The sequence below is a fragment of the Mycobacterium sp. E3339 genome, assembly GCF_001666915.1.
Lineage (GTDB): Bacteria > Actinomycetota > Actinomycetes > Mycobacteriales > Mycobacteriaceae > Mycobacterium.
In genome coordinates this window covers 1-17,782 of record NZ_LZIZ01000190.1, presented here as the reverse complement: position 1 = coordinate 17,782, position 17,782 = coordinate 1, and the positions used below count along the sequence as shown (strand labels likewise).

General features: G+C 69.1%; 15 protein-coding genes and 1 pseudogene. 11 read left to right on the top strand and 5 right to left on the bottom strand.

Annotation, left to right across the window (positions count from 1 at the left end; all coding sequences use genetic code 11):
- Positions 1-175: hypothetical protein (locus A5702_RS27015; protein ID WP_156669664.1), on the bottom strand; the 175-nt coding region annotated here is incomplete at its 3' end.
- Between A5702_RS27015 and eccA the strand changes: the two are divergent.
- The 7 genes and pseudogenes from eccA to A5702_RS25840 all read left to right on the top strand — a co-directional run.
- A pseudogene (gene eccA / locus A5702_RS17610) lies at positions 153-1,229 on the top strand (type VII secretion AAA-ATPase EccA); the annotation flags it as partial. The gene A5702_RS27015 and the pseudogene eccA sit on opposite strands and share 23 nt — an antisense overlap.
- Positions 1,230-1,336: 107 nt before the next feature.
- Complete coding sequence (gene mycP, locus A5702_RS17605; RefSeq protein ID WP_055405257.1) at positions 1,337-2,680, top strand: type VII secretion-associated serine protease mycosin; 1,344 nt, start codon at positions 1,337-1,339, stop codon at positions 2,678-2,680.
- A 5-nt stretch (positions 2,681-2,685) separates the two neighbouring features.
- Positions 2,686-4,089 (top strand): type VII secretion protein EccE, encoded by a 1,404-nt coding sequence (eccE, locus tag A5702_RS17600; protein WP_068222251.1) that lies wholly within the window; start codon positions 2,686-2,688, stop codon positions 4,087-4,089.
- A gap of 123 nt (positions 4,090-4,212) precedes the next feature.
- Entirely contained in the window at positions 4,213-4,575 is a 363-nt protein-coding gene (locus tag A5702_RS17595; protein WP_231633744.1) for a YbaB/EbfC family nucleoid-associated protein, read from the top strand.
- Positions 4,576-4,681: 106 nt separating this feature from the next.
- Positions 4,682-5,692, top strand: a complete 1,011-nt coding sequence (locus A5702_RS17590) for a glycosyltransferase family 9 protein (RefSeq protein WP_068222240.1) — start codon at positions 4,682-4,684, stop codon at positions 5,690-5,692.
- Positions 5,693-5,767: 75 nt separating this feature from the next.
- On the top strand, positions 5,768-6,823 hold the full coding sequence (locus A5702_RS17585; RefSeq protein ID WP_197506605.1) for a glycosyltransferase family 9 protein: 1,056 nt from the start codon (positions 5,768-5,770) through the stop codon (positions 6,821-6,823).
- Entirely contained in the window at positions 6,820-7,806 is a 987-nt protein-coding gene (locus A5702_RS25840) for a DUF4254 domain-containing protein (protein ID WP_197506603.1), read from the top strand. Before A5702_RS17585 ends, A5702_RS25840 begins: the two co-directional genes overlap by 4 nt.
- Positions 7,807-7,816: 10 nt before the next feature.
- Here A5702_RS25840 and A5702_RS17575 read toward each other — a convergent pair whose 3' ends face one another.
- Complete coding sequence (locus A5702_RS17575) at positions 7,817-8,836, bottom strand: hypothetical protein (RefSeq protein ID WP_156669663.1); 1,020 nt, start codon at positions 8,834-8,836, stop codon at positions 7,817-7,819.
- Positions 8,837-9,034: 198 nt separating this feature from the next.
- Between A5702_RS17575 and A5702_RS17570 the strand changes: the two genes are divergently transcribed.
- From A5702_RS17570 to A5702_RS17555, 4 genes are all read left to right on the top strand, one after another.
- The gene (locus tag A5702_RS17570; RefSeq protein WP_068222247.1) at positions 9,035-10,519 is read left to right on the top strand and encodes a hypothetical protein; all 1,485 of its coding nucleotides are present in this window, start codon (positions 9,035-9,037) and stop codon (positions 10,517-10,519) included.
- 8 nt (positions 10,520-10,527) lie between these two features.
- On the top strand, positions 10,528-10,875 hold the full coding sequence (locus A5702_RS17565; RefSeq protein ID WP_055405264.1) for a YbaB/EbfC family nucleoid-associated protein: 348 nt from the start codon (positions 10,528-10,530) through the stop codon (positions 10,873-10,875).
- A 166-nt stretch (positions 10,876-11,041) separates the two neighbouring features.
- Positions 11,042-13,105 carry a hypothetical protein gene (locus A5702_RS17560; protein WP_068222233.1) on the top strand — a complete coding sequence of 688 codons (2,064 nt, stop codon included), beginning with the start codon at positions 11,042-11,044 and terminating at the stop codon, positions 13,103-13,105.
- A 273-nt stretch (positions 13,106-13,378) separates the two neighbouring features.
- On the top strand, positions 13,379-13,951 hold the full coding sequence (locus A5702_RS17555) for a TetR/AcrR family transcriptional regulator (protein ID WP_055405555.1): 573 nt from the start codon (positions 13,379-13,381) through the stop codon (positions 13,949-13,951).
- A gap of 13 nt (positions 13,952-13,964) precedes the next feature.
- Here the strand turns inward: A5702_RS17555 and A5702_RS17550 are convergent, their stop codons facing one another.
- The 3 genes from A5702_RS17550 to A5702_RS27010 form a co-directional block, all read right to left on the bottom strand.
- Positions 13,965-14,651, bottom strand: a complete 687-nt coding sequence (locus A5702_RS17550) for a hypothetical protein (protein WP_068222230.1) — start codon at positions 14,649-14,651, stop codon at positions 13,965-13,967.
- A gap of 92 nt (positions 14,652-14,743) precedes the next feature.
- A complete protein-coding gene (gene eccD, locus A5702_RS17545) occupies positions 14,744-16,294 on the bottom strand; it encodes a type VII secretion integral membrane protein EccD (RefSeq protein ID WP_067822310.1) in 1,551 nt (516 codons plus the stop codon).
- On the bottom strand, positions 16,291-17,097 hold the full coding sequence (locus A5702_RS27010; protein WP_231965081.1) for a MinD/ParA family protein: 807 nt from the start codon (positions 17,095-17,097) through the stop codon (positions 16,291-16,293). Before A5702_RS27010 ends, eccD begins: the two co-directional genes overlap by 4 nt.
- Positions 17,098-17,782 lie beyond the last annotated feature (685 nt).

Sequence of the window (17,782 nt, the reverse complement as noted above, 5' to 3'; positions counted from 1 at the left end):
GGATGACCACCAGGTGCAGGTTCGGGTCGGCCAACGCCTCCTTGGCCGCCTCGGTGAGGACCCCGTTGATGGTCGCCTTCGACAACCAGACCTGGGCCTTGTCCTCCTCGCGCAGCTGACGGTGCACCATGCCGCGGACGTACGCCAAATCGGCGACCAGCAGCGGGGTCCTCACCGAGGCGGCCAAGGAGGCGTTGGCCGACCCGAACCTGCACCTGGTGGTGACCGACGAGGAGACGATCGCCAGCCGCACCGACCGCTGGGACGTGTCGACGGCCAAGAGCCGAGACGAGCTCGACGACGACGCCACCGCCGAGCGGCGGGCCGAGCTGCTCGCCGAGGGCCGCGCCCTGCTGGCCAAGCAGGTCGGTCTGGCGGCGGTCAAGCAGGCGGTGTCGGCGCTCGAGGACCAGCTCGAAGTGCGCATGATGCGCCTCGAGCACGGCCTGCCGGTGGAGGGGCAGACCAACCACATGTTGCTGGTCGGACCGCCCGGAACCGGCAAGACGACCACCGCCGAGGCGCTGGGCAAGATCTACGCCGGAATGGGCATCGTGCGCCACCCCGAAATTCGCGAGGTTCGCCGCTCGGACTTCTGCGGGCACTACATCGGTGAGTCGGGCCCCAAGACCAACGAGTTGATCGAAAAGTCGCTGGGCCGAATCATTTTCATGGACGAGTTCTACTCGCTGATCGAGCGGCACCAGGACGGGACACCCGACATGATCGGCATGGAGGCCGTCAACCAGTTGCTGGTGGCGCTGGAAGCGCACCGCTTCGACTTCTGTTTCATCGGCGCGGGTTACGAGGACCAGGTGGACGAATTCCTCACCGTGAACCCGGGTTTGGCCGGGCGGTTCAACCGCAAGCTGCGGTTCGAATCGTATTCGCCCGCGGAGATCGTCGAGATCGGGCACCGCTACGCCGCGCCCCGCGCCAGCAAGCTCGACGACGCGGCGCGGGCCACGTTCCTGGACGCGGCCACCACGATCCGTAACTACACGACTCCGGGCGGGCGCAACGGCATCGATGCCATGCAGAACGGCCGGTTCGCCCGCAACGTCATTGAGCGTGCGGAGGGTTTCCGGGATACCCGCGTGGTCGGGCAGAAGCGCGCGGGCCAGCCGGTGACGGTCGAGGATCTGCAGATCATCACCGCCCCCGACATCGAGGCCGCGGTGCGCAGCGTGTGTTCGGACAACCGCGATATGGCCGCCATAGTCTGGTGATCGCCTCCTAAAAAGCGTTCGGGACGCGGCCCGGAAAGCTTAGGATGCTCGCAGGCCCGCGGCGAGCCAGTGCGGCCGCCGTGGCGAAGCGATTGGAGTGTCCGGAGGTGCACCGTATCTTCCCGATCACGGTGGCGCTCATGTTCGTATTGCTCACCGCGCCGCCCGCCGCCGCGGTCGCCCCACCGTCGATAGACCCGGCCGCGGTGCCGCCGGACACGACCGGACCCGACCAGCCCCTGGAACAGCGCCGCGTCTGCCGTGCGCCATTGACGTTGCCGGGCACCAACTTTCACGATGCCCCGTGGGCCAACGCCTACCTGGGCGTCGGGCAGGCGCAGCGATTCGCGACCGGCGCCGGGGTGACGGTGGCGGTGATCGACACCGGCGTGGACGCCTCACCCCGGGTCCCGGCGGAGCCGGGCGGCGATTTCGTCGTCCCCGACGGCAACGGCCTCTCCGACTGCGACGCCCACGGCACGCTCACCGCGTCCATCATCGCCGGCCGGCCCTCGCTCACCGACGGGTTCGTCGGTGTCGCGCCCGACGCGCGGCTGATCTCGGTGCGCCAGACGTCGGAGGCCTTCGAGGCCAAGGACAACCAGAACAACCAGAACGACCCGAACGCCTCACCGGCGGCCGGGTCCGTCCGCAGCCTCGCCCGCGCCGTGGTGCACGCGGCCAACATGGGTGCCGGCGTGATCAACATCAGCGAGGCGGCCTGCTTCAAGGTGCGCAAACCGGTGGACGAGTCATCCCTGGGCGCCGCGCTCAACTACGCGGTCAATGTCAAGGGCGCCGTCGTCATCGTCGCGGCCGGCAACACCGGCGGCGATTGCTCGCAGAACCCCCCGCCCGACGCGTCCCGGCCGAACGACCCCCGCGGCTGGGAGCAGGTGCAGACCATCGTCACGCCGGCGTGGTACGCGCCGCTGGTGCTGGCCGTCGGCGGCGTCGGCCAGAACGGGGCGCCGAGCCCGTTCTCGATGAATGGACCCTGGGTGGGCGCGGCGGCACCCGCGGAGGACATCGTCGCGCTCGGCGGCAACGGCGAGCCGGTGGATGCGTTGCCAGGCAAGGACGGTCCCGTCCCCATCGCCGGAACCTCGTTCGCCGCGGCGTACGTCTCCGGCGTGGCGGCCCTGCTCCGGCAGAAGTTTCCCGACCTGCCTCCGGCTCAGATCATCAATCGGATCACGGCCACCGCGCGACACCCCGGCGGCGGCGTCGACGACGCGGTGGGCGCGGGCGTCGTCGATGCCGTCGCGGCGCTGACGTGGGACCTCCCGGCGGGACCCGGGAACGCCCCGTCGGTGCAGCGGATCGCGCCCCCGGTGCCGGTGCCGCCGCCCGATCACGGGCCCATCACGGCCGTGGCGCTGGGAATCATCGGGCTGACCCTGGCGCTGGGATTGGCCGCGCTGGCCGGCCGAGCGCTGCGGCGGCGGTGACGACGATGCGATCACTGGGGCTCCGGTTCAGCACCGTGTACGCGCTGTTCTTGGGGGTGCTGGCCCCGCCGTGCATCCTGCTGTTCCTGAAGACGCGCTACCCGTGGGCGGGCCCCACCATCGTGGGCGTCGCGGTGCTGCTGGCGCTGGTCACCTTCCGTGGTCGACGGTTACTCGGCTGGGTGGCCGCGTTCTTCGCCTGGCTGGTGCGCCGCCGGCGGCCGCTGGATACGCCGTCGGAGCCCGTCGTGGGAGCCACCGTGCAGCCGGGTGACCACGTCGCCGTGCGGTGGAAGGGCAAGGTCCTGGTCGCCGTCATCGAGCTCGTCCCGCGTCCGTTCACCCCAACCGTCATCGTCGACGGGAAGGCGAACACCGACGATGTGGTGGACACCCGGTTGCTCGAGCAGCTGCTGTGCGTGCACTGTCCCGACCTGGAGGCCGACGTCGTCTCGGCGGGCTATCGCGTCGCCAAGACGGCCGCGGCGGACGTGGTGGGCATGTACGAGCAGCTGGTCGGCTCGGACCCGGCGCCGGCGCATCGCCGGACGTGGATCATCATCCGCGCCGATCCGCGGCGCGCCCGCAAGTCGGCCGGGCGGCGCGACGCCGGGGTGGCGGGCCTGGTCCGTTACCTGGTGGCGTCGACGACCAGGATCGCCGACGAACTGGCCAGGCACGGGGTCGACGCGGTGTGCGGGCGCAGCTTCGACGACTACGACCGCGCCACGGACATCGGCTTCGAACGGGAGAGATGGTCGACGATCAAGGGGCGCAACAGCTTCACCACCGCATACACCGCGCCCGGCGGCCCGGACGTGTGGTGGGCGGCGCCGGCCGATCACACCATCGTCAGGGTCCGCGTCGGGGCGGGGACGACGCCCCAATCCACCGTTTTGCTCACCACAAAAGACAAGCCGGGAAAGCGCCGCGGGTTCCAGCGGGTGTCCGGTGGCCAGCGGGCCGCGTTGCAGGGTCAGACCCTGGTCTCCGATCGGCACTGTCAGCTGCCCATCGGGTCGGCGGGCGTGCTGGTCGGTGAGACGGCGAGCCACTACCCGGTCTATCTACCGTTCGACGACGTCGACACGAGCGTCAACCTGGGCGACGCCCGGGTGTTCACCCAGTTCGTCCTGCGGGCCGTGGCCGCCGGTGGCACCGTCACCTTGGGCCCGCACTTCCGGGAATTCGCCGAGCTGGTCGGAGCGCAGCTCGGGCCGGAGGCCAAGGTGGCGTGGCCGCACGCGACGAGCTACCTCGGCCGGCACGCCGGGGTCGAGCGGGTGACGTTGCGGCACAACGTCCTCAGCACCCCCAGACACCGGCAACTGCCGATCCGGCCCGTCAGCGCGCCGGAGGAAAGCCGCTACGAACAGACCCTGCCCGGAGCCGGCAGAACGGCGTCCTGAGCCCCGCCGGGGCGACTCCGCTCGACGCGCGCGATCGGCCTGGGCGCCTTAGACTCGAGCCGGTCGTGGACCAAGCGCGGTCGGCCCACGCGCAAGACTCAGCCGAGGTTAAGGACCTTCCTCATGAGCACTCTTCGCATGAGCCCCGACGCGCACCCGCAGGTGGCGCAGGCGCTCGAGCAGTTGCACCAATTCAGTTCGGCCCTCGAGTCCCAGATGCGCCGGACGCACACCGAATCCTTCACGGCCACAGACGAAACCGAGACGGTCGAGGTGACCATCAACGGGCAGCGGTGCATCGTCGGCTTGGATATCGAGGACGGCCTGCTGCGCCTCGGCTCCCACACCGTGCAGCAACGCATCAACGAGGCGCTGCACAACGCGCAGGCCGGCGCCTCGGCGGCGTTGCGGGCGCAGCAGGCGCAGCTCTTCGCCACCCTCACCGAGCTCGCCGGTTCGCTGCAGAACACGGTCGGCTTGATCTGAGCCGCAGCCCACTCGGATTGGGGGACAACGCCCCTCCCGGCGTCTAGACTCTGCCGGGAGCATGGGCGATTTCGAGCGAGATGTCGGTTCTCCAGGACGCGATTCGGTGCGCGCAGAGCCGGAGCCGCTGACGGATCTGTTGCACGCGGCAAGGCCCGCGCTGTGTTTCGTCTCGAACATCGGGGACTCGGTGCTGACGTTGCCGGCCGTGCGCGCGCTGGCCGGTATGTTCACCGCCCCCATCACGATGATCTGTCCCAAGGTCGCCTTCGACTTGTGCTTTCGGGAGGTCAGCTCCCGACACGTCGACACCGCGGGACTGCCGTTCACGGCATCCGCCGGCCCGCCTTCGCCGTCGCGGCGTCCGTTCGATTTCGACGCCCTGGCCGGACAGATCGGTGACGTCGACGTATTCATCGACACGCTGACGTGGAGTGCGCTGTCGAACACCATCATTGGTCCGCTGGTGCAGCGGATAACGCCCAAGAAGAGCATCGGCTTCGTCGCCGACTACGGCTACGACGTCGTGATCGGCAAAGAGGAATGCCACGCGGCCGACCTGATGTTCAAGTTGGCCCGGCTGTTCGATCCCTCGCTGCGCATCGAGTCCTACGCCCAGCCGGTGCCCATACCACCGCCCGTCCAGGAGGAGGCGCGGTCGATGCGCGCCACCCTGCCCCCGGGCGCCAAGGTGCTGGTCGTGCACGCCGACACCAACTGGCCGGACAAGCGCTGGCCCGCCACCAGATTCATCGACCTGTTGGATCGGTTCCTGTCGCGCCACCACGACTTCGTGGCATGGATCGTCGGCATGGGGCACGAGGAGCTCAACGTCGGGCGCGAGCGCGACCGGATCTTCGCCCACCTCGGCCTGCCGCTCGACCTGGCCATGGGCATGGTCGCCGCGGCGGACCTCTTCGTCGGGATCGATTCCTGCATGCTGCATGCCGCCGATCTGGCGCGCGTTCCGGGAGTGGGCCTCTTCGGCCCGACGCGGCCCGACACGTGGGGGTTCCGGTTCGGGCCCCACCGGCACGTCGATAGGACCACGATGGCCGACATCACCGTCGACGAGGTGCTGGCGGCGATGGACGAGCTCGCCGAACGCGGGCAGTAGGGACGCGGCTTTCTTCACGAATTCGTGCACTCACCATGCCCGACGCGGGTTTAAGCTCGGCAAAGGATGGTCGGGTTGAGCGAACTCACGGTGCTGCAGGGCGGTCACTCGGTAACGGTTGAGCGTGGCCTGCTAACGCATCTGCTGCAGGCGCGTAGGCCCACGGTCTATTTCTCCACCCTTATCGGGGACTCCGTCCTGGTTTTGCCGACGCTGCGGGCGCTGGCCGAATTGTTCAGTGCGCCAATGACACTGGTGTGCCCCAAGGTGAGCTACGACCTGTGTTTCCGGGAGCTGGGTGCGCGGCTCGTCGACATCACCGGGTCGCCTCCCTTCGGGCCGCCGCTGGGACCGCCGTCGAACCGGGTCCTGGATTACGACGCCCTGGTCACGGAGATCGGCGACGTCGACCTGTTCATCGACGCCGTGCCGTGGGACGTGCCGTCGAACGTTTTCGTCCGTCCGCTTCGGCAGCGACTGGCGCCCACGACCAGCATCGGCTTTCCGACCAGCGACGCCTACGACATCGTGGTGCCCAGGGACCTGCCGCACGCGGCCGACGTGACGTTCAAATTGGCGCGGCTGTTCAATCCCGACGCGCGGATCGAAAGCTATGCCGGGCTGGTGCCCATCCCCGCGTCCGTGCAAACGGAGATCCGGGCGCTTCGCGCCGCGCTGCCCGCCGGGACCAAGGTCCTGGCCGTGCACGCCGACACCAAGTCGCTCAACAAGCGGTGGCCGGTCACCCGTTTCATCGATCTGTTGGACCGGTTCCTGGTGCGTCACCGTGAGTTTGTGGTGTGGGTCGTCGGGATGGGACCCGAAGAGCTCAACGTCGGCCGCGAACGCGACCGGGTCATCCCGCACCTCGGCTTGCCGCTGGACCTCGCGATGGGCATGGTCGCCGAAGCCGACCTGTTCCTGGGAATCGACTCGTGCATGCTGCATGCCGCCGACCTGGCACGCGTTCCGGGCGTGGGCCTCTACGGTCCCACCCACCCAGACAGATGGGGCTTCCGGTTCGCGCCACACCGGCACGTTCACACGGCGGCCATGACGGACATCACCGTCGACACGGCCCTCAGCGCTCTCGAAGATGTTGCCGTCCGCGAGATGGCGAGCCGCTCATGACGGCGAGCATGCAGGGCCTGCGCTGTCACGCCCAGCTCGAGCCGGGTATTCGACTGCTCCAGCAGCGCGTTGGCGCGCTCGGCGGCCGTACCCTTCGCGGTTGCGAGGGGCATCCCCCCGCCGGCGACTCCGGCCTGCAGCCGCGGTATGTCCGCGTCGCGGCGGCCGGCGACCGCGGCCACCGCGAGGTCTTGGCCAAGTTGAGACAGCTTGCGGTGCGGGCGAATTCGACCGCAGGGCCCATCCCCCGGGTATCGGTGGAGGTCAACGAGTGCGAGCTGCCAACCGATTCCGGGCAACCAAACGGGGCAGTCGACATCGTCTTCGCCCCGCGACCGGGCCTCGACCCCCGCGACTACTTCGAGCACCTGGCCACCAGCTACTCCGAATTCTGCGGTGGGCTGCGCGGGAGCATCGGCGGTGACCCGACCACTTCGGGGCTGCTGTCGACCGCGCGTCAATTCTATGACAGGGCGCTGGCGTGGCACTGCGCCGAGCCGGCGATTTCCGTTGAGGGGCAAGGAATCTCGGCAAAGACACTACACGTGCACGCGCTGAACTTCGCCCTGTGGCATCACGAAGACGCCGTTCGCCGGGCCGGTGTCAGTGACCGCGAGATAGCCCACAGGAAGCGTTGCATCGACGACCTCAACGCCCGGCGCAACGCGGCGGTCGAGCACATCGACGTGAGCCTGCTCGAGCGCCTCGATGCCGGCGACACCGCACCGCTGCACACCGAAACGCCCGGCACGATCGTCGACCGGCTTTCCGTTTTGGCGCTGCGCATCATGCACACCAACCGGGCGGAAGGTCCCAGCTCGCGCCTTGCGCTGCTCGAAGAGCAGTACGACGACCTCTTCGACGGCCTCGAGCAGTTTTTGACGCGGCTGGCCGACGGCGAGATCAGGTTCAAGCTCTACCGACAGTTCAAGGCGGCCGGACAGCGAAGTTACTGCGCGCTGTTCGAGGACCGAAAGCCCTGACCCGGCGCGTTCAGTACGCCGCCGCCTCCCACCACCGTTGCCAGTCCAGGAAGGGGTCCTGCTGCGCCGCGTATTGAAGGTGCAGGGCCAGCGACGGTAGCGGGGTGAACAGCGAAACCTGCTCGCGCCAGATCTTGTTGATGGTGGATTCCTCGAAGATGTGATGTTCGAGGCCGTAGGGCGTGCTCGAATAGCGCGCGAGCCGGTCGAAAAGCTCCCAGTTCCGCCTCAATGTGGCGGTTTCCACCCAGCAGGTATTCGTCGTGTGCGTGTTTGTTCGCCAATGCCGGCGGGGGCCGTACAGGATTCGGCAATCATGCCGGCTGTATATCGGGCTGAGGTAATTATCGGGATCATCGAATGGGTGAAGGGCCACTTCAGCGCCGCCGCGTTTGTCTTTGAAGAACGCATGGGCCTCCAGCATCTCCGGTATGGCCGACGGCGCGTGCAGGTAGTCGTCCTCGACGAAGTAAACGAGGTCGCGGGCGTCGTCACGGGCCCTGGAGAACGACGCCACGCACGACGCGTTGTAGCCGCGATCCGTCAGCGCGACGAATTCGACCGGATGCCGGCAGCCGTCGAGGATTCGGTGCAGCGGCGCGATGGCGGCGGGCGACGAGTGATCGTCGAAAACGCGCAGCAGGATGTCGCCCGACGCTTCATTGATCGAGGTGACCAACGATTGTGTGCACCTGAGCATGATCTCGCTTTTCGGAGCGCCGACGTACCGGTGCTCGCCGTGCACGCTCGTCTCCGAATGGGTTTGCAGGTGGATGTCCAGTCTCATGGCTGCGGTGAGCGTAACGCAGAACGACCACCTTTCCGGGCGGCCGGGAGTGCGCCCCAAGCCGCCGAAACGCGGTCGGCAACCCACGTCGTCCCGGGACACCGAGGCGGCCGGATCTCGCCGGGCCACCCCCTGCGGACCGGCCGAATTCGGCCCGAAAAGAGCCGAAAGCCAGGGCGCAAATTGCTGCGCGTGGGCACTGTTTGGTGACTTAGGATTAACCATCGTGAGCGGTATGTGCACCCTGCACCGCCCGCGGGATCCGGCACTACGAAAGGGGTGATGGTGGTCGCACCGCATCCTGTCTTCGGTGGTGCCGCGTCTGTGTCACGCGCCGGTGGTGCGGTCAGCATCGGCCACCGCCGGGCGACCGGGCCGGGCCGCGGTCATCGGGAATCCCCGACGGCTTGCGCAAAAGGAGAATGAGCCGACGTGACCCAGATGCTGAAGGTCGAGTACGAGGAGCTCTTGCAGCGGGCGGACGAAATCGAGGCCCCGCTGCCGCCCGTCCCCGCCACCAATCCGCCGCCGCCGTGCGCCCTTTCGTTCGTCAACGACGCCGCCACCCAACTCGCGCTGTCGGCCGATGCGATGCGGCTCTACCTGAAAACCTGTGAGCGCGAATGGAAAGCGTTGGCCAAGTCGCTACGGAACGCGGCCAAGGCCTACGAAGAGGTCGACGAGGGGGCGGCGGCGTCGATCGATGCCATCGGCACAAATGGGTCTTCGTCGGCTTCGGGGGCGGCCGCGGGAGCCGATGGTGAACTGTCGGCACTGCAAGACGAGAGCTGGGCCCGCGATCCGCTGCCGCCGCTGAAACCGCCGCCGACGTTCGAATACCCGTACTACGAGGTCAGGCAAGCGGCCAAGGACATCGAGGCCGGCGATCAGGGCGCGGGCTTCCGGGCGTTCGCGAAGGAATGGGACGCGTTTCAACGCGAATTCCAGAAGACGGCCTATCGGTTCCGGCCCTTCGTTTCCTGGGAGGGTGAGGCGCGCAGTCTCGTCGAAGACAACTTCGACACCCAACGCGAGTGGATCCTCTCGATTGCACAGATGTGCGTGACGCTCGGCAGCCAGGCCAACAGGGTCGTCGACGCGCACAAGAAAGCGCGAGTGGCCTACGGGGATTCCGCCTCGCGTAATCCGGACGGGACGTGGGCGGTCGAGGCCGAGCACCCCACGAATTACGAGGTCGAGCTGAACGACTGGTGGTACCGGAGATACACCGAAGACGGCGGCCACTACTTGTACATGGCGATCAGCTGGTACGAAAGCCTGCAGGCGAAATCCGAGCGGTCACTCGCGCTCTACGTTTCGAACGCGGGATTGCCGATGGCGCCGGTGAGTCCGAAAACGCCGCCTAGGGCCCAGTACATCCCCCCGCCGCCCGACCCCAACGCTCCCGGGGACGACACCATCGTCGACCCCATCCTCGACGGTGGGGGAACTGGCATTCCCCCGACGCCGACGCCCATGACGCCGATGATGCCGCCGGGGATGGGTGGGGCTGGAGCGCCGCCGGATCAGGCGGCCATGGACGCCGCGATGCAGGACGCGCTGAAGGGCAAGGGGGCCGGCGCGCCCGGTGGGGCGGGACTCAAGCCCGCGTCGTTGGGTGGTGGCGGCGGGGCCGGCGTGCCATCGATGCCCTTGCAGCCCGCGGTGGATGCCGAAGCGGCGTCGCGGCCGGCGGGCGCGGGACCCGGGGGCGGGGGACCGGGTCGCGCGATGCCCGCCGTGGCGGGCGCGGCAGGCGGCGGCATGGGTGGCGGTATGGCGCCGATGGGCGGCCCCGGCCAGAACCAAAATCAGGGCAAAGGCAAACGCGTGCAATCGGAAGACGAATCGCTCTATACCGAGGAGCGCGCATGGACTGAGGGCGTCATCGGGAACCGCCCGCGCAAGAGCACACCCGACAAGTGAGGACCCCAATGACCGTCGAGATGCATCCCCAGGTGGCCGAGGCCATGCGGCAGGCGCGGCTGTTCCAGTCCGCGCTGGAAGATCAGCAGCATCGCAGGGACACCGAAACATTCAGCGCCACCGACGAATCCGAGACCGTCGAGGTGACACTTAATGCGCGGCTGTGCCTGACCGGTCTGCATATCGAGGACGGCCTGTTGCGGCTGGGCGCGGAGACGGTCATGGAGCGCATCAACGAGGCGATCGGCCACGCGCAAGCCGCCGCGACCGAAGAGATCGACGCCGAGCACGAGCGGCTCATCGAGTTGGTCGCCGGAATCGCCGGTTCACTCAAAGAGACCCTGGGCTTGACCTGAGCGAAACCCGGTGCGCGCCGGGATTTGACGTTCTCCGCCGGCGCCGGTGGCCGTGCAATTTGCCGCAGTTGGCTTGGCTGAACCTCGATTACGCTTACTAATCATGATGTCCACTACCCCGCAGCGGCCGCGGTGTTGGTTTGCGCCGCCGGGACAGGAGTAGGCGATGGGCGTCGCGAAGCCGATGACCGAATACGCCGGGCAGATGCTCGCCCCGGACGCGTGGCCCGAGCTGGACGAGGACAACTACTACGACCGCGCGCAGCAGTACACCGATGTGCTGAGGCGGGTCACCGAGGTGTTGGAGACCTGCCAGCACGAACAGAGCGACCTCTTCGACGGGGGGTTCTGGTCGGGGGGCGCCGCAGCCGCCGCCAAGACCGAACTCGGCGCCAACATCGATGAGCTGACGAAGTTGCAGAACGGCCTGGCGACGGTGATCACCTGGCACAGGTATGTCGCCGATTCCATCACCCAGGCCAAGTGGGACGTGAGCGACATCGTCGAGGCCGCGCAGGCGGAAATCGATGCGCTCGAAAACGATTCGGCTCTGGAGGCCGCCGAGCGGACCGCCGCGATCAATGCGGTGGTGGGCACCGCGTACGGGGCGAATCTCGGAGTGGTCACCGGCACCGCCGAGCGCATCTTGGCGAGTAAGGCCTGGAAGCCGCCGCACAACGCCCTGCAGGATCTCCTCGACCAGAAACAACCTCCCCCGGTCGCACTCCCGGACAAGCCCGCACCGCCCGAGGAAGAGGAACGCCCGCAGCCCGATCCCGCGCAACCCGCGCCGGTCGCACCGCCCCCGAGCGCTCCCCCGCTTTCGCCACCCGGATCACCCGGTGGCGGCGCGCCACCGCCGACCGGAATGCCTCCCCTTACCGGCCAACCGCCCACGCCGCCCACCGCCGCTCCCCGCCCGCCCGCCCCCGTCACCCCGGGCGGGCCAGGCGGCATCCCGGGCGGCGGCCCGGGCGCCCCCTCGGGTCCCGCCGCGCCGCTCAGCCCCGCGGCGTCGGCCGAGCCGCTCGGCGCGGCGGGTGGACGCGGCAAGGGCATGACACCGGCGTCGCTGATGTCGCCGTCGGCGGCGCCCCGCACCGAAGAGTCCACCGCCGCCGCGCCCGCCGGCGCGACGGGCATGCCGGCCGGACCCATGGGGGCATCGGGCGGCGGATCGCGCGGCGGCCGGGCCGGGGCTTACAGCGCTGCCGCCGGCCCGAAGTCGACGGGCGGTACGGCCCCGACCAAACCGGCCGCGGCCGGCGGCCGGGCGGGAGCGCGGCCGTCCGCACACGCCGGAGACCCGACGTCCTCGATCGACCATGCCGACGCCGCGGACGCGGTTGTGGTGACACCGATCATCCCGGTTTCCAAAGCACGCGCCGAACGCGACGCCATCGCCGACGCCGCCACCGCCGACGCCGCCCGCCGGGACGGCGGCTCCGATCCCCTGCGGCTCGCGCGGCGCATCGCGGCAGCGTTGAACGCACCGGGCACGCGCGGCGGGAGCGACCTCGGATTTTTCTGGGTGACCGCGGTGACCACCGACGGCTCGATCGTGGTGGCGAACAGCTACGGGATCGCCTACATCCCCGACGGGATCCAATTACCCGAGCCCGTGCAGCTGGCCAGCGCCGACGACGCGATTCCCGCTGCCGACCGGGCGCGCTGGGTGACGTACCCGGTGCTGGCCGTGCAGGGCTGGGCCGACCATCACGACAAGAAGCTGCGGGCGGTCATCGCAACCGAGCAGCAGCTGGCCAACTCCGATCCCGGCGCGGCCAAGGTCGTGCTGAAGCCCGACGACATTCCGGACAGCGGCGACATGGTCGGCCGATCCCGTCTGGAGGTGGTCGATCCCGAGGCGGCGGACCGGCTCGCCGCCACCACCGACGTCCGGCTGGTCGGCATGTTGCCGCCGGCGCCGGCGGCCGGCCAGCAGGCCCCGCCCGACGAGCAGGCAGCACCCGAGGGAGCCGCTCCCCCAACCGATCAACGCCCCATGCTGTGGTTTGACGTGATGAAGCCGCTGGCCAGCAGTTCCCCTGGCCGCCAAGCCGCGCACCTGCGGGCGTTCCAACGCTACGTCGAGCACACCCAAGACGTCGTTCTCAACGAGGCGCACACCGCGGTCGATCCCGCCGCCCAGCGCTCGGCCGTCGCCGACTGGCTGTACTGGAAGCACCTCTCCGGGTTGTTGACCGCAGCACTGTCCGACGCGCGGTGAATCGGGCGACCGAACCCTCGCGCACCGAAAAACGAGCTCTTGCAACCCTTCCCGGCACCCCTCGGCCGGGATCGGAGAAGGCCCGCCGAATTCCGTCCCGGCTTAGGCGACAGGGCGGGCGCCCCCCTCAATGCGCCCGCCCCCGTCGAGTCAATGGGCATTGCCGTGATGGCCGGGCCACTCGGCACGCCAGTCGGGGTGTCCAGCCCCGGCCTTCCTCCCTCTTTGGCTGTAGTCAACCGACTACAGTGCGTTATTAGGTAGTGTAGACAGATGACTACAGACGGTGCAAGCCCCCCGGAGCAGGAAATTTCTCCGACGGGCCGCGACGAGGTGGTCGCCGCGATCCTCGAGAGCGCGAGCGAGTTATTCGCCGAGCGGGGACCGGCTGCCGCCTCCATCCGCGATATCGCCGCCCGCGCGCGGGTCAACCACGGTCTGGTCTTCCGGCATTTCGGTACCAAAGAGAAGTTGGTCGCCTCGGTACTCGATCATCTGGCGGGCCAGCTCTCCGCGGTGATGGACCGTGGCGGGACCCCGGACGAGATCCAGGCGGCCGGCGGCCGCCAGTTGCGGGTGATCGCGCGGGCGCTTTTGGACGGGTATCCGGCGGGTCAGCTGCAGTCCAGCTTCCCCGCCGCCGCCAGGCTGCTCGACGAGATCCGGCCCCAGCACCCCAGCGAGGAAGCGGCGCGGCTGGCAGCGGCGAACGCCAGCGCATTGTTGCTCGGCTGGCAGATGTTCGAACCGTTCCTGCGCTCCGCCACGGGACTGCACGACCTTCCGCCCGACGAGCTTCGCCGATCCATCGTCGCCGAAATGGGACGGCTAGCTCAGCCGCATTGAGGCGCGACTCGCCCTAGAGGTTGATCTCCGCCGGGGCCGCTTCCGATCGCGCCGCGGCCGGCGGCCGGGTGGGGATGCCCACCGACGTCTCGCTGCCCGGCGCCGCACCTTCGGCGGACGCTTCGGATTCCACTTCGTCGTCGGACTTCTTGTCGCGCGCCTCGTCGTCGGGCTTGTTGCTGTCCGCGAGCTGCGCCGGTGTGGCGCCGGCACCCTGCATGCCCTGCATGCTTCCCATCGCCCCCTGCATGCCTTGCATGACAGACCCGAGCATCCCACCGGCGCCGGCCATTTGGTCGGGCTGGGGTGTCGGGGGTTTCGGAGTCGGTTTCGGCGCGGGTTTCTCGTCATCCACCGGGGCGCCGTCGGGTTTGTCGCCCGACGTGCCCGCGGAAGACTCCTTGGTGGCCGCGAGGAACTGGACTTGGGTCAGCCGGTCGCCCAGTCTCTGGTCGGTGTCGGTATACATTCCCGCCGCGGCGGCGATGCTGGATCCGGTTCTGGTGAGCGCGGCTTTGACGGCGGGCAACCCGTCGACCACCGGTGATTCGATGATCGGCAGGGTCGCGTTCACGGCCGCCGACACGGAATCCGCTCCGGGCGCGACAATCGGCGCCGGCGGTGAGGGAAACGGCAGATCCCGCAAGGTGTTTCCGGCCGTCTCCAGGCGGGACGGCTCGACGACCAATGGTTCGATCATCAGCCGGTCTCCTCTGCGCGTTTGCCGTCGGAAATATCCTAACCAGGCCCGCGGCCCCGGGACCGCGGCAATTTTCGCGGCCGTCGTGACCGTCAGAATTGGATGTTGCGAACGATGTCGTAGACCCCGGTGATCCACAACAGCATTGGCAGGATGGCCGCCACCAGGAGGCCGTCGAGCAATTCCAGGACGCGCTTCATGACCGGCGAAACGCGCCGTACTGACAGCGTCGCCCCGACGATCGCCAGCGCCACGAGGCCCAGGCTGACCAGGATGGTCAGCAGCAGCCATGCGCTGTGCGGATACCAGATACACAGTCTGGCGGTCACCCCGATCGGGATGGCGACGGCCGCCGCCAGCAGCGCCCACGCGCACCACCGGTCGGCGTAGAGGCGTGACCTGAATCCGCATGTGACGGTGACCAACCCGGCGACGATGAGGCTGTGCACGAAGAAGTGCCCGCGCACCACGATCGCGATGACACCGACCGCGAGCACCAGGGTGCCGGCCGTGACGAACCCGACCAGCAGTCGCTTGGCGAGTTCGCTGCGTTCGGTGAGGCGCGCGGCGGAGTCGGGCACCGACGCGATGATGGCCTGCCAGGTGCGGGCCTCCTTGTCGTCGCCACCCTCTTGGCCCGCAACGGCGTCGAGTAATTCGTCATGGTCGACGGCCTCTCCCGGGGCGGGGATGGGTGGCAGCGCGATCCGGGCCACGGCGACGGTCAGCTTCGCCGCATTGGTGACGGTGAAGAGCCCGAACACGATGGCACCGGCCGGTACCCAATGCTGCCAACCGTATCCGAACGCAAGGGCCGCCGCGGTGACCGCGATCGCGGTGATGACGACGAACGATGCGAGCTCCGAACGCCGCCGGGGGCCGCCCCGGGTCAGCAGCGCCAAGAACAATACGGCCGCGGCCGCGGCGGCGAGCTGCGGCGCCCCCAGCGGAGCGGCTCCGTGCGGGGGCGGAACGGCAAGCGCCGCAGCGACGGTGAGCAACGGCGCCGCCGTCGTCAACAAGCTCTCCGAGAGACTCACGTTCTGGTAGAACCTCTTGGCTGCCCAACTGCCCAGGAGCACCAGCAGCCCGGCGATGCCCAGCGCGAGCGGCCACCACAGGTGCCGCCCGGTGTTCCACCACGCCTGCACCGTTATCGCGGAGACGGCCGTGGCCGCGATCGGAATCGCCACGCCGATAAAGCGATTGAGCGCCGTCCGGTCGAACTCGGGGGATTCGTCGAGCACCGCAATCGCGTCGATGACGTCCTCGACCAGCGGTCGGTACCGCTCGGTGCGACTGACCGACACCAGTGTCAGCAACGAGCCGTCGACCACCACGGCGTCGTCGAGGGACTTGTCCGGCTTCAGCGGCGGGGCCCCGGGCCGCGCGAAAGTCCAAGCGCCCTGGGCAGAGAAGTCAAAGCCGGCGAGCACGTCGGCTGGAGTGTCTTCGAGCAGTTCGGCCAGGACGGCGACGGTGTCGTCGATGTACGTGTCGATCGGGACCGACGACGGCAGCACCACATCGGTCAGTCGCCGGCCGGTCAGGATGGTCACCCGGGTGGTCGCGGGCTTGGCGGGCGTGGTGCCGGCGGTCCCCGCGGTCGCGGCCGCGCCGGCAGTGGCGGTGGGCGCGCTCAACGACGTTCACCCCTGTCGAAATCGTCGGACAGTGCTGCGGCAAGCTCGGTAATCCTACGCTTGTAGACCGGGTCGAGTTGGCCGATTTCGATCTCTTTTCCGGCCCCGACGTGCTTGTCCCAGGGCAGCACCACTATGCGCTGCGGCCGCACATGCTGGCTGAATTGCCGTACCAGGCCGGTGATGGCGACGTTGGGTTCTCCCGGTGCGACATGGTTGATCACCACGCATGCACGGCTCAGCAATTCCTGTCGCCCGCTGTTGCGCAGCCAGTCGATCGCGACGGTCGCTTGCCGCGCACCGTCGATCGACGGGGTGGTCACGATCACCACCCCGGATGCCGTGGCGAGCACACCGCGCGTCAAGCCGGCCCCGCAGTCGGCCAGCACGACGTTGTAGAACCTGGACACCGCATCGGACGCGTACTGCCAGTCGGCCGCGCTGAACGGGCGCGGCGCCGAGCTGTACTCCTGCGCGGCGAGCACTTCGAGGTTGACCGCGTTGACCCCGGTGTGCGCGCGCACGTCGTTGTAGTGTGAAAGGTCCTTGCGGGCAAGCAGATCCGCGACGGACGAAGCGGGCCGGCGTCCCACTCGATCCGCGAGGTTTCCCGAGTCCGCGTCCGCGTCGAACGCCAGGATCCGGTCGCCGCGCACCTGCGCCAACACCGAGCCGAGCGCGACCGTCACGGCCGTCTTGCCGACTCCGCCCTTGAGGCCGACGATCGCGATTTCGTGCGCGCCGCGCGGAAGGCGGCGAATGCGCCGGTGCAAGTCCAGCTCGTACTTCTCGTCGCGGGACAAGCCGACGTTGATGCGCGTCGAGGCGTATACCCAACGCCGCCAACCGCGTTGCGGTACCGCGTCGGCCTCGGCGGTGTCGGCAGGCTTGGGACCGGTGTGGGTGACGGCGCTGCCGGGTCCGCGGTCACCGTTCGCGGGCGCCGGCGGCGAACCCCGGTGGGCCGGCGACTCGGCGGGTCGCTGCGCCGCGGGACGCGCGGGGGCTAGGTCGCGTTCACGTTGCTTCGACGCGGGCGGTACCGGGCCGCCATTCGGTTTCGCCGCCGACGGGCTGACGCGTGGGCTTGGTGCGGCGGATGGAGTGGTCGGTTTCGCGCGGTGGCTGTGTCGGCTGGGGCCGGTGTTGGGGAGGTCCCGCCCATCGACGTCGCCGCGGTTGGCGCGGCGCGCGTGTCGCGCATGTTGGGCGGGGGCTTGTGTCCGCGGCTCCGGCTCCGGCTCCGGCTGCGGCGCAGGCGGTTTCGGCTCGGCCGGCGGGGGCTGCTGCAGTCGGTCAGACTCCGGTGGGGGCTGCTTGGGCCGCTCGACCGGCGGAGCTTCTGGTGTCGTGGCGACGGGTTGTCGGGGTAGGTCGATGGGCATGGGGGGCCGGGGTGGTGCGCTCGGCTGGGTCCAGTCGACCGGGGGTGGTGTTGTTTCGGTTGGGGCCGAGGGGGAGTGCTCGGGTGGATCGATGGGCATGGGG

Coding starts and splice junctions, on each gene's coding strand:
- eccE (WP_068222251.1), top strand. CDS start 2,686: ATGCGATCACTGGGGCTCCGGTTCAGCACCGTGTACGCGCTGTTCTTG.
- A5702_RS17595 (WP_231633744.1), top strand. CDS start 4,213: ATGAGCACTCTTCGCATGAGCCCCGACGCGCACCCGCAGGTGGCGCAG.
- A5702_RS25840 (WP_197506603.1), top strand. CDS start 6,820: ATGACGGCGAGCATGCAGGGCCTGCGCTGTCACGCCCAGCTCGAGCCG.
- A5702_RS17570 (WP_068222247.1), top strand. CDS start 9,035: ATGCTGAAGGTCGAGTACGAGGAGCTCTTGCAGCGGGCGGACGAAATC.
- A5702_RS17565 (WP_055405264.1), top strand. CDS start 10,528: ATGACCGTCGAGATGCATCCCCAGGTGGCCGAGGCCATGCGGCAGGCG.
- A5702_RS17560 (WP_068222233.1), top strand. CDS start 11,042: ATGGGCGTCGCGAAGCCGATGACCGAATACGCCGGGCAGATGCTCGCC.
- A5702_RS17555 (WP_055405555.1), top strand. CDS start 13,379: ATGACTACAGACGGTGCAAGCCCCCCGGAGCAGGAAATTTCTCCGACG.
- A5702_RS17550 (WP_068222230.1), bottom strand. CDS start 14,651: ATGATCGAACCATTGGTCGTCGAGCCGTCCCGCCTGGAGACGGCCGGA.